The sequence below is a fragment of the Lysinibacillus sp. EB271-A1-10B genome (genome assembly GCF_058791335.1).
In genome coordinates this window covers 548,433-561,217 of the sequence record NZ_JBYTDL010000001.1, presented here as the reverse complement: position 1 = coordinate 561,217, position 12,785 = coordinate 548,433, and the positions used below count along the sequence as shown (strand labels likewise).

The 12,785-nt window shown below is 32.2% G+C and carries 10 protein-coding genes; 9 read left to right on the top strand and 1 reads right to left on the bottom strand.

Annotated features, from left to right (window positions below):
- Positions 1–82: 82 nt before the first annotated feature.
- The 4 genes from AC3WSK_RS02600 (at position 83) to AC3WSK_RS02585 (ending at position 3,382) form a co-directional block, all read left to right on the top strand.
- Entirely contained in the window at positions 83–700 is a 618-nt protein-coding gene (locus AC3WSK_RS02600; protein ID WP_079559587.1) for a thermonuclease family protein, read from the top strand.
- 535 nt (positions 701–1,235) lie between these two features.
- Positions 1,236–1,796 carry a hypothetical protein gene (locus AC3WSK_RS02595; RefSeq protein WP_427481874.1) on the top strand — a complete coding sequence of 187 codons (561 nt, stop codon included), beginning with the start codon at positions 1,236–1,238 and terminating at the stop codon, positions 1,794–1,796.
- 625 nt (positions 1,797–2,421) lie between these two features.
- Positions 2,422–2,808 (top strand): hypothetical protein, encoded by a 387-nt coding sequence (locus tag AC3WSK_RS02590; RefSeq protein ID WP_427481876.1) that lies wholly within the window; start codon positions 2,422–2,424, stop codon positions 2,806–2,808.
- A gap of 226 nt (positions 2,809–3,034) precedes the next feature.
- Positions 3,035–3,382 carry a hypothetical protein gene (locus AC3WSK_RS02585; RefSeq protein WP_492411719.1) on the top strand — a complete coding sequence of 116 codons (348 nt, stop codon included), beginning with the start codon at positions 3,035–3,037 and terminating at the stop codon, positions 3,380–3,382.
- Positions 3,383–3,835: 453 nt separating this feature from the next.
- Here the strand turns inward: AC3WSK_RS02585 and AC3WSK_RS02580 are convergent, their stop codons facing one another.
- Positions 3,836–4,708, bottom strand: a complete 873-nt coding sequence (locus AC3WSK_RS02580) for a glycine betaine ABC transporter substrate-binding protein (RefSeq protein ID WP_079559592.1) — start codon at positions 4,706–4,708, stop codon at positions 3,836–3,838.
- 1,182 nt (positions 4,709–5,890) lie between these two features.
- Here AC3WSK_RS02580 and AC3WSK_RS02575 point away from each other — a divergent pair.
- The 5 genes from AC3WSK_RS02575 to AC3WSK_RS02555 all read left to right on the top strand — a co-directional run bounded on the left by AC3WSK_RS02575 (position 5,891) and on the right by AC3WSK_RS02555 (position 12,528).
- Positions 5,891–7,384, top strand: coding sequence for a helix-turn-helix domain-containing protein (locus AC3WSK_RS02575; protein ID WP_079559593.1), 1,494 nt, complete (start codon positions 5,891–5,893; stop codon positions 7,382–7,384).
- Positions 7,385–7,407: 23 nt separating this feature from the next.
- Complete coding sequence (locus AC3WSK_RS02570; protein ID WP_492411716.1) at positions 7,408–8,709, top strand: protoglobin domain-containing protein; 1,302 nt, start codon at positions 7,408–7,410, stop codon at positions 8,707–8,709.
- Positions 8,710–8,721: 12 nt separating this feature from the next.
- The gene (locus AC3WSK_RS02565; protein WP_492411714.1) at positions 8,722–9,720 is read left to right on the top strand and encodes an HD-GYP domain-containing protein; all 999 of its coding nucleotides are present in this window, start codon (positions 8,722–8,724) and stop codon (positions 9,718–9,720) included.
- 349 nt (positions 9,721–10,069) lie between these two features.
- On the top strand, positions 10,070–11,788 hold the full coding sequence (locus tag AC3WSK_RS02560) for a methyl-accepting chemotaxis protein (RefSeq protein WP_427481887.1): 1,719 nt from the start codon (positions 10,070–10,072) through the stop codon (positions 11,786–11,788).
- A 170-nt stretch (positions 11,789–11,958) separates the two neighbouring features.
- The gene (locus AC3WSK_RS02555) at positions 11,959–12,528 is read left to right on the top strand and encodes a manganese efflux pump (protein WP_079559596.1); all 570 of its coding nucleotides are present in this window, start codon (positions 11,959–11,961) and stop codon (positions 12,526–12,528) included.
- Positions 12,529–12,785 lie beyond the last annotated feature (257 nt).

Here is a 12,785-nt window from a genome sequence, read left to right as displayed (position 1 = left end):
AGAAACATCGTGAAACTTTTAAGGATTCTTTTAGAATCTTCCTTAAAATGTAATAAAGATGAAGTTGTGAGGGAACTACTACATGAAAATGCAAGATATAAAAACGTTAATTACGAGTGGTACAATCATTATTGCAGTTGCATTGTATATGATTTTTGGCAGATCACCAGCCCAGGAGAAGGATACAACATCAACTAACCAAGATAGTACTATTTCTATTGAACAGGTTGAAGAAAAAACAGGAAATAAGCGCTTTGATGTAGATTATATTAAAGCATATGATGGTGATACGATTCAGACGACAATAAATGGCAAGAAACAAAAAATTCGCCTATTGATGGTAGATACACCAGAAATGAATTATAACAAGGGTGAAGCACAGCCTTATGCTGAAGAGGCAAGGGACTATACGATTAAATTGCTACAAAACGCCAAAAAGATTGAAGCGGTTTACGATGTTGGACCAGAAACAGATCATTATGATCGTTTATTAGCCTATGTCTTTATTGATGATGTAATGCTACAGGAATCCTTACTAAAAGAAGGACTTGCAGCAGTGCGCTTTATCCATAAACCAAACAATACGTTTGAGGATGAATTTAGAGACATTCAGCAAGCTGCAGAAAATGAAAAATTAAATATTTGGTCACGTGAAAATTACTTCCAAAAAGATGGCTTCCATCCTGAAGTATTAAAATAATGGTTAACAAACAAGGGACTGTCCCAAAAGGCTATGAAAAATGCCTTTTGAGGACAGTCCTTTCTCTAATATAAAGAGGTGAAAATAAAGTGAAGCTTGTAGAGTTTGTCAACAGGCTTTACTTTTATTTTTGGTTAAAAAGCTGAATAAATGGATTTTATCTTTACTTCAACTAAATTCTACTTACAACAAAAGCAAAGAACGTTATTAATAATATGAATAAATTAACATCTATATATTTCCGTTAAACTGCAGATGAGAACAGTGATAATATATATTGGATGTCTTTGGAGATATATCAAATTTTTATAATTACGCAGTAAAAAGTTATGTTTACGATGATAACGGATACCCACTCTCAATGATATAAAGGAGTACCTTAACAGTACCTCTCAAACTATCGTGATGATGTGCTAGGCGTGAAAGATGAAAATGGCAGCTTATTGCATCTTACACATATGACGCATGCGTAACATTTTAACGACCAGATATCATGATTAACGGCTATAAATATGCCTACAAAGAGGTGCTGAGTTTGTTTAAAAAGAAAATATTAGTCGGTCATTCAGGAGATAATGTCCAGGCAATTTTTAAACACATAAAGAGCAGTAACATTCCGTTTGAAATAGGAATCAAAGACATTTTAAAGCAATCGTCTAATAGATTCCGCTCGAAAAAAAACGATGAAGTATACATAGTGTTTTATATAATTAAAGTTCGGAAAAAATATGCGGAACAAGTAGAAGCTATCGTTGGGGAGTATGTATCGTTAGAAAATGTGAACCATGACTATAAAGTGTCGAAAAAGAAAAGTAGAAAATTAGAATCGAATGAAAAACCAAGTTTTTCATTTCTGACTCTTATAAACTCATTAGCGTTACTAACAAACGCTATCGGTAAGAATAATGGCACGAACATCGTTTCGTATATATCTTGTGCGCTCTTAATGATGACGGGTGTATTTATGGCGGCAAAATATTACGAAGAGATGCAAAAAGAATCGGGTAATTTGAGAAAAATCACAATGCTGGGGGTATTCATAGGTATTGGTGTGATAGTTTATGCTGTTTCATCCTTTTCATCTTTACTTAGATAATATTTTCAGAACAATAGGAAACAACAAAGTATACGAAAACAGCCAAAAGAAAAAACAGCTTTATGATTTATATTTTTCTTTGGATTATTTGGATGGTTGAGCTTTATTTAATCCATTATAAAAAAATCAATAAAAAAGCAGGCTTATGGGGCTTGATCACCTGTTGATTGTATTGGTGATTTTCACCTTTATTGCGATTCAATTGTATTTAGAGCTTGATCTTTTGAGTTAAAACATCAGGTTTAAAAAGGGAGATTATCACAATGTTAGAAGAACTATTAATAGCTCTACTATCAGGATACATATGCAAAAGGTCTTTACATTATGGATGAAGCTAATATTATTTCGGGTCTACTATTTTCGGTTACATTATTAAGCGTGATAATGGGTATTTTTATGAAAGAGTCGAATTCAGAAAATCCTAACTCAACAATAAGCTGTGCACCTTTTTGGGTGAATATAATTTGGGTAGTCGTTACGTATTTACCTTTTACAATTAGGAAAATAATTTATTCGTTCGTTTTAATGTTGTTAACTATTTTGTTTGGGTATCTATATGTATCTACATTTTAAGTTCGACACAGAAGAATTCCATTCAAAAAAGTAAATAGTTGGTGAAATGAAAATGAAAATGAAAAAATCATTTAAACGATATAATAGGTTATTATGGAAGATTGAGTTTTTAAGTTTGTTTCACTTTAAACAGAAAGCAATAGAACTATTATTGAAACATTTAAAACAACATGAGTATCCAATAGAAATAGAAGCAAGTGGATTAGTTCGATTAGGTCATTTATATGTGGATTTAAAGGATTTCGAACAAGCAGCAGAAATATATCATAAAGCTTATCTTTTAGCTCAGGAGTTGGAATTTCGATATAATTCCACTGAAAAAGAGATCTTAAGTATCTTTCAAAAGGCAGGTCGTCACGACTTATATGCATACTGGTATGAGGATTTTTTGAATAGAGCTAAATATGATAAGAGATTTAAAAAATTACAACGCAAATAAATTAATGCTATTTGAATTGAGTTTATATTTTATTTAGAAGCTAATAAGGAATCGGTCTCAGTGACTACATAAAGTGAGGAAAAATAATTGAAATTAAAATATCATATATATTTGTTGGAGGAGTATTCTTCTGTGAATATTCTTCAGATTCAAGAATTTATTGAGGAATTTCTCAAAAAGAAATTCAATTCAAGATGTGTCGACCCAGATTACTAAAGGTGAAATTATGTACTCTGTTCGTATGGAAACGAATATTTTTGAAGAGTTAGCATCAAAAATGTTGGATCGATTTAAATATGAACTATCTGAATATACTATGTTTCTACACGATCATTATCATATTGATAGAATTACTGATAATTATGAAATCATTCATGCAGTAATAGCTTACCAAGTAAGTGAAACCGTGTGGGAGTTTTATTACCAAGATGGTATTTTAGATGTGGCCAAAAAAACTGGTACTGTAGCAGGGGAAACTTGCTATTTATATAAATTGGAATTAGATTCTTCAGAGGATAACCTAGAAAAAAACTTGGAAAAATCCTTTGATGATTGGCTGAAGACATTCATATGAAATTTATGAAGAGTATATCTTAGCACTTACAAATAACCAAACTAAAAAATCCATCTACGGACTTATACACGAATCAGTGCCTGGAATTGGCACCTTAATCTCTATTGGTATGATGATTATTGGAGGCATCATTGTATCACTCGTTATATTAGGTGTGAAGCGTTTTATATGGAAAAGTAAATAATTTGAACCAAAACGCTTTCATAGAATATGTGCTCCATGCTCAACTTCTCACACAATTGCGATATAAAAAAAGTCGATTCCATATGCTCTGGAAATCGACTTTTTTAGGTGAAATCTGCAAAGGAAATAGGTTTTGATGTTTGACCTAATTCTAAAGATAGAATCTTACGTTCCAATTATCATCAACTAAAGTGCAGAAGGTATTGTTGTTTTAACGCTATTCTTCATATGTAAAATCGCTAGACGAGTTTATAAAACTTGCCATTTGTACTATTTTACATCTTTTGTCCACTCTGAAACTTTATCCTCGTTGTCTTTGATCCATGATTTTGCTGCCTCTTTAGGATCAGCGCCTTTCATAATATCAAACATAACACTTTCAATATCTTCTGAAGTCCAGTGGAAGTTTTTAAGAACACTATACGCTCCCGGATTATCTTCTTTCAATCCGTTACGTGCAAATGTACCAATATATTCTTCAGTTCCGTATATACCTTTAGGATCGTCTAAATATTTTAAATCAAAAGCGTTGAACTTCCAGTGCGGAGACCAACCTGTCACGATGATTTCTTCATTTTTCGCAATCGCTTGAGTAAGAGCTGCTGTCATTGCCCCTCCAGATGAGGTAACTACATTCCAGCCTTCTAGGTTTTTATATTCTTTATAAGCATTTTCCGTAGTAGCTGTCATATTTGCTCCTGGATCAATGCCAGTAATCGTTTTACCAGCTTCATCTGTTAAATCTTCGATAGAATTTACATCCATATAACTAGGGACAACTAGGCCAATTTTTGCACCTTCTAGGTTTTTACCCAAATCGTCTATTTTATCCTTATACTTCTCAACTTGAGGGGCATGCGTTTGTGGTAGCCAAGCAGACACCATGCCATCAACCTCTCCTTTGGCAAGAGCCTCCCACATAATCCCGTTATCTAGTGGTGTTAGTGTTACATCATATCCTAAATCTTCTAGAACTTGTCCAACTACGTTTGTTGAAGCAATTTCAGTATCCCACTCAACATAGGCTAAGTTCACTTCTTTTTTGTCTTTATTTTTCGTGTCTTCACCACCTGAGCCACAAGCAGTTAATACGAACATGACTGCAAAAGCCAATCCTATCTTCATTAATTTATTGAATCTCATAAGATCTCCCTTTCCTTAATATAGGATGATATGTATCTAAAAATTAACAAGTAACAACTTAAAGTTATCAAAAGGTTGTTACTTTTGTCAAATCGACTTCAATAGGTAGATTATCAATTATGCCTCGGCATAATTGCGTCCGAAATGGGCTTTGAGCTTAGGCGCATGAGGGCCGACGCAATGTCGGTTAGCTCGATAATCCACAGGACTTGGCGTTTTTACCGATGCAAAAGAAGTAAAAGTTTAATAGAAAGGAACTTCGTAGATGTTTGATACATTTCACGATATTGAGGTAAATCAAACATCCTTTGAGTTCAAAAGTACAGAATGGGGCTGAAATTGAACGAATTAAAATTTGCAAGAAAAAAGATTATCAAAATATGTTCGGAAACTAACAAATATTGATTTTAATAATTTTATCGATAATGCTATAGTTCGATTTTTAATTTAAGCATACGTATTTTATTTAAGAAAATCTTTGTACTAAAAAAACTTAACATGCTCTCAAATTCCAGCGTTCATGTATCGAGCAATTCCTTTATAATTCATACCAAGAAGGGGATGTATCGGTAATTTGATACGCCTCTTTTTCCATTTTAAACGAACGGGTGAAAGCCTTTTGCTTACTCAAGAGCTATTTGCTTAGCTCACTTTGAAAGTGCTTAGGACGTTCTATTCTACACTTAAGTATAAGGGGTTTTGCTAGTAAAATTTCAGGAAAAAGCGTTGAGAAACAACCTCTTATAATGGATTCCAGTAGATGAACTTGTATGGAGATGAAAATAAAATTTAACTCCCAAAAACAAAGAATTTTGGAATTATCAAAATATGTTCAAAAACGAACAAAAAGTGATTTTGTTTGTTTTAAAATGCCTGATATAGTGTAACTAACCTTGAAAACAAGAGGCTTTTTTCACGGTTGTACAAAATGAGTAAATTTGATGAAAATAAACCACATTTGTTGTTTAAAAGAGTATTTAATGAAAGTGAAATAATCAGTAACAGCTGTCTTATTGGCAGCTCTTATTATCTAGAGTAGTGTTGAAAAAATGTTTTCACATGTTTAGTGTCGTGAAAAACGGGAATTGAATGTATTGAAAGAGTTAAAAAAGCTTATCTAATTTCAAAATTAATAGTTGTGACACTGCTAGGATTTACTGGTGAAGGCATTGAGGTGTTTTTATGTATAATTTTTTGGATCGATTACCTTTGCAAAAGGTGAATATTCTACATCACATTTACGATGAACAGAGGCTTTTTTCAAGTTTAGAATTATCCCAGACGATGGATCTTTCTGAAAGAACAATTTTGAAAATAATGAATGAGATAGCAATTGATTTAGAGTTCATTACTGAATCTGCTGTCATCCAAAAAGAAGAGCATAAGTATTTTCAATTAACTTATAAAGATAATTTTTCTATGAAGACTGTTGAAAGATATTATTTACAAAACTCATTAACCTATAAAGCTTTTAATGAGATTTTTTACAATAAATTTTATGATGTCAATACGTTTGTTTTGGAAAACTTTACAAGCGTTGCATCCATGTATCGAAGAATAAAAAAAGTTAAGCCTTTGTTAGATCAGTTTCAATTGAAGTATACGTCTTATGAAAAAGTGAGTCTTGAAGGGACAGAAAAGCAATTTCGTTATTTTTACTTCTTGTTCTACTGGAATTCGTATTGGGGAGAAGAGTGGCCATTTACTCTAGTTTCAAGAGAAGAAATATTGGAAATAATGAAGGAAGTAGACATAGCCTATTCCGAACAAGTTTTATATTGGCTAGCCATTTGCTTATCACGCGCAAAATTAGGTTGCCTAATCGAATATCATCCAATGTATGCAAACTTTACGAAACATCATCATAACTATGAGCAATTATCGGGAAAATTACAGCATATATTTAGAAAATTTACTGATTTATCAGATGAAGAAATTGAATTAGAAACAATGTTTTTATTCTCCATCTTTAGCTGTATGCGCCGTTATCATAAAACGGATAATGCAGTAAGTTTATTGATGAACTTTGCACAGCATCATAATCAGGAATTATTTGTACAAGCAACTTTATATTGGATAGAAGTATTCATGGAGCATTTCTCCGTTAATTTAGATGTAGAAGTATATGGGGCACTCTTTATAAATTTACTACATCTTCATTATTATATTTTAACCTTTTCTGGTCCAGCTACTTTATTTAAAGAAGATCTTTACCAAAAGAGATTAGAAATGCATGAAACGGCACAAATAGAAATCATGAATCAGTTTTATGATCGTCTAATGGAAAATCAGGCCTTCGACATCGTATTTAAACGCAGGGAAATATTAATTGGCCGATATCATAAATTACTAAAACAAACAATTGATTTTGTCAATAAAGATACCATTAAAATAAAGATATTTTCAATGATAAATGATGCTCCCTATTTATTCAATCAAATACAACGTGTCTTTATCCATGTTGAGTTATGTTCTAAAGATGAAGAGGCGGAGTTAATTATAACGGATCGCTTATACTTAACTATTAAAAAAGACATCGAAGATATATTTGTATGGAATTCAGTTCCTTCAAGAAGCGATTATGAAAGGTTATCTAAAAGACTACACGAAATCTATTTTACTAAGTATCAACACCAAAATAAGTTATTATTGAAAACTTTATTAAGTGAAGTGTAAAGAAAATTAATGGAGGTTGATTCATGTTTTGGAAAAGTAAAAAGAAAGAGATAGAAAACGGCATTATATTACTTGAAAGTACTATAAAAATGGATATTCAAAAGGGTAGTGAAGTAGAGAAACAAATAACAATGCTTCATTTTTCAATAGAAGAGCTACAAGTAATTAAAAACTTACAGCCATTTGTAGAAGAAAAAATCGATGATATTGTTAATCTTTTTTACAAGAATCTCAGTTTGGAAGAATCTCTACTAACACTAATTAATAATAATAGTTCGGTAGATGCTTTGAAGGAGACTTTAAAATCACATATTTTAGAAATGTTTTCAGGAATAATTAATGATAAATATTTTTTGAAAAGGACTAGAATAGCACAAATGCATGTGAAAATTGGTCTCCAGACAAAATGGTATTTATGTGCTTTTCAAAATTTGTTTATAACGATTATTGAGATGATCGAAAAGAATATTTCTGAAAAAGAATTTTATTATGCTAGTGTAAAAGCACTTTCAAAACTATTTAATTTAGAGCAACAAGTTGTTCTTGAAGAATATGATAGAGAGATAAGTAGAATTAAAGAAAAGTTAGATGGACAGGCGGAACAGACTAAAATTCAAGTTATGAATTCTACTGAAAATTTAGCATCAATTTCAGAGCAAACTAACGCAGCATTTCATGAATTACATATTCATTGCACAGAAATGGTGGAGATTACGAATGATGGAAGGGAGTTATCTGCTTTAGCAGAGGAGAGAGCTCAAAATGGGAAATTTCAAATAAGTAGACAGGATAGCAATATGAAGAATGTTCATGAGGCTGTTCAAATAATCTCCAATGATATAGAAGAATTGTTAAAGATAACGAAGGAAGTTCAAGGCATTATTGATATTGTAACGAAAATAGCAGATCAAACTAATTTATTATCTTTAAACGCAGCAATTGAAGCAGCAAGGGCCGGCGAAGATGGAAGAGGATTTGCAGTTGTAGCGGATGAAGTTAAAAAATTATCAGAAGTAACAAAAAAATCAGTCTCAAATGTAGCTCATTTAATTTTATTTACTGTATCTAAGGTAGAAAAGTTATCAGCTTCACTGGACATGATTAATCAATCTGTTCAAGACGGGGAACAAATTATGAAACAAACAGACATATGTTTTGAGCAAATATTACAATCTATGCAAGAAACACAAAAAAATAATGAACATTCACAAGAAGAGATTAATGTTTTTGCTAATGTTGTCAATGAATTAGGTAAAGCATTTGAAGAAGTTGCATTGTCGGCTGACCGACTTGCTAGTTTTGCTAATGAATTAAACAATGGATAAGGGGTCTTCTAAATGTGTGAAAAAATACCGAAGGAATTAACATATTATTTAAAACTAGGTGATGCTGTTGTAATTGTTGATGAAAATCAATTAATTATCGATGTTAATCAACAATATGAAACGATTACCGGCTGTAAAAGAGAATTTCTTATTGGATTACCAGTTGAAAGTTTAAAATCGAGAGTAACGCCATTTGTTATGTATAAATCGATAAAAAGTACATTGAAAAAAGGACTGCCATGGTCTGGGGCAATGGTTCATGTTAACAAATCTTTAGAGCTAAGATACTCATTCATAACGATTACGCCAATTGAAATAGAAGAAATTATTTATTATATAGGAGTTATGCGCTTAGCAGAACAACTAGTGATAGATGAAGTGAATCAGAAGAAAGTAGAGCAAAAGGAGCTATTTCAGTTGTTAGCCCTATCAAGTGAAATGCGCGATGCAAATATAGCAGAACATCTTTTGAACGTGCAAAATTTAGCAGAGGAATTGTTGCTAAGCCTCTTTGAAGATAGAACTTATAATTTATCATTAGCGTATGTTAGTAAAATTATAGAATACAGTGTTTTACATGACATAGGAAAATCGGGAATACCAGAATCAATCCTGTATAAAACTGGACCACTAACATTCTATGAGAAAAAAATAGTGAAGATGCATCCTCTTATGGGTGTAGATGTATTGAATAAACTGTCTAATGAAATGAACAATAAAGTTTTTGATGACAAAAAAATAGCAGAGAATATTATTAAATATCATCATGAGAACTGGGATGGAACAGGCTATCCAATGGGGTTAAAAGGAGAAGAAATTCCTCTTGAAGCGAGAGTAATATCTATAGTAGATGTTTACGACGCTTTAGTTAGTGATAGAGCTTATAAAAAAGCTTGGACAAAGGAAGAAGCTCTTTCTTATTTAAAAGAACAGAAGGGTACTAAGTTTGACCCTAAATTAGTAGAAGTGTTTATCGAAAAAGTTATTCAAAAAGATAGTATTTTTCTGTAATCCGATTTGGATATATAGGGGGAAATGTAACGTATAATTTCCATAATTAATCATTTTTGTTAAAAACAATTAGGTTGATAGAAATTTTAGATGCCATTTATATAAGTTGATTCTCGTTACAACTAGGCGACCCCTTTGGAATTAGCAATAGAGGAAACACCTCCTGTGATAAACGTCCTCTGACCAATATCGTGTTGTTGTTGCTGTCGCTTCGCTTTCGCACAGATAAAATGTGTTGGACCGATACCATAGGGAATCGCACAGTCGGAACGGAACTCAACATTAGGTTATGGCGATCAACCAATTTTATTATCAATATAAATTAAATGTATCTAAGGTGGAGAGATAAATGAAGTTTTATAAAAATGCATCTTTGATTGGGAAGTTCGGAATATTCAATTCGATTGTGTTAGTTGCACTTGTCATTATAGGGTTTACTGGCATAATGGGTGTTGAAAAAATGAATGATAATGCGACATCCTTATATGATGAAAATTTAACTTCTATCTATTTATTAAGTAACATTTCAACGAATCAGCAAAAAATAACGAATCTAAAGTTCAAAATTTTCTTTTACTCACAAGATATAGATGAAAAAATTCAATATTATGAAGAAATCGCAACTATTGAAGAAGAAATTGGTCAATCCTTTAAAGATTTAAAAAAAGTAAACATGGGTAGTGAAGAAAAAAAATTACTCAAGTATTTGGAAGAAGTAAATCAAAGTTATGAAGATATATTAGAATCCAGTTTTCAACAAGTTACCTCTGATGCGACAGAAGTGGATGCCAATGTATTATTAGAACCGCTATTTGAAAAAGAAAGGCAAAGAGATGATTTGATGGAGCAATTAGAAACAACAACTATTAAAAGTGCCGAATTGAGCAATGAAAAAAATAATGGTACATATAAGAGAACGTTGTATCAAAATGGTATTATTATGCTTATCGCTCTACTATTTAGTATAAGTATTCTAATCTATTTAAGTAGGTATGTTAAAAAAGCAATCTCCAATATTCAGGATGTTGTATCTGGGGTTGAAGATGGTGATTTAACGCGACATGCTGAGGTATTATATCCAGATGATCTTGGGAAAATTACGCAAGGTTTGAACCATTCTGTTACACATATTCGGGAACTTGTTTCTAATGTGAATAGTACCTCAACACAAATGGGAAGTTTAAGTGAAAATTTAAGTGCAACTATTGAGGAAATTACTGCTTCAATGAATGAAATTGATACAAACTCAAAGGAAGTCGCAATGGGAAGTACTACATTAGGTGCAACAACTGAGCAAATAAACGCGACTGCAATTGAAGTGCTTGATAGTACGGAAAAATTAAATGAGAAAACCAAATATAGTCTTAATTTCTCACAAGAAGTAAAAGAGAGAGCCATTGATATTAAAGAAACAGCTATTCAAGCATTTAGTACAGCTCGTAATCTATATGATGACAAACAAAAGTTAGTTTTAGAAGCGATTCAAGCCGGACAAATCGTATCTGAAGTAAAAGTAATGTCTGACACAATAGCAGATATTGCAGATCAAACGAATTTGTTAGCATTAAATGCAGCGATCGAGGCTGCCAGAGCAGGAGAGCAAGGTAAAGGTTTTGCAGTTGTTGCTGCCGAAGTACGAAAATTAGCTGAACAATCATCTGAAACCGTTCAAAGAATACAAATTGTTACAAGTGACGTAGAAAAAGCATTTAAGAATGTATCTACTAATGCTCAAGATTTATTACACTTTATAGACGATAAAGTAACACCTGATTATGAACTATTCCAAAACAGTGGAATTCAATATGAAGAAGATGCTATGTACTTTAATACATTAATAACTGAAGTGACAACATTTGTTGGAACGATGAAGTACTCTATGCTAGAAATACAAAAAGCGATTGAAAATGTATCTACAGTCGCGATAGAATCATCAGATCATTCAAATGGAATAGCAAATAGTATTTCAGAAACATTACAAGCTATACAGCATGTAGCAGAATCATCCGTTCAAACTGCAAGTATCGCTGAAAAAATATCTCAACAATTAAATAATTTCAAGCTATAGAATAGGAAATAGTACCCGCGTGACAAGACGTTGAATAAGGTTAATTTAAGTCTCCCGCGGGTAATCCCATTCCCTCCGTAAGCAATTCCATTCAAAGTATGAATGAACAAAAAATTTTTCCTTTCATATCATATGTGAGAATGGATTTTAGTTTATTGAGGAGGAAAGGAATGCATTGGATAGCCATCATTCTTATTGGGATAGCTGCCAACTTAGATAATTTAGGAATTGGTCTCGCTTATGGTATTAAGCGAGTGAAAATACCCGTATTATCCAATGCGGTTATTGCCCTTATTTCAATGATCGTCACATACGTTGCAGTTACAGCTGGGGGCGTAGTTATTGATTATGTCTCTCCAGATTTCGCAAATTTAATAGGAAGTCTTTTGCTTTGTGTTATTGGGATATGGACTTTATTATCTAGTCGCTTATCTAAACAAGGAATATTAGAGAACCCTGAAGTATTTGATGAGGATAAAAATTATATCATTTCATTTAGAGAAGCAATGACGCTCGGCTTTGTCTTATCAGCCAACTGTTTAGCCGGCGGAATAGCACTTGGAGCCAATGGTATTTCTGCAATATGGACAGTAATTTCTATCGGTTTCTTTTCGTTCATAACAGTAGGCGCGGGTGTTCACTTTGGCGGTTTACTGACAAAGACATTCATAGGAAAACACTCAACCGCTATTTCGGGTTGGTTACTAATTATTATAGGGATCATTGAAATGATTTCTTGAATATACTAGATTTCTAGTTGAGATTAATGAATAGAAAGAGGCTTTTCTATTAAAAATAGGAAATATCACATGTTTTTCATGTGATATTTTCTTTTTTAAAGGTAATTTTGACATATTGAGGACAAGTTTGGATTTGTTGTTGACATTCACTGGCATTAACACGTATTCTTGGTAATAGAGATTCAATTGAGAATGATTTTCATTCCGAAGGGTACTTTCAATCATGTTTTTATGGAATTGAATTTTTCTATTATTTT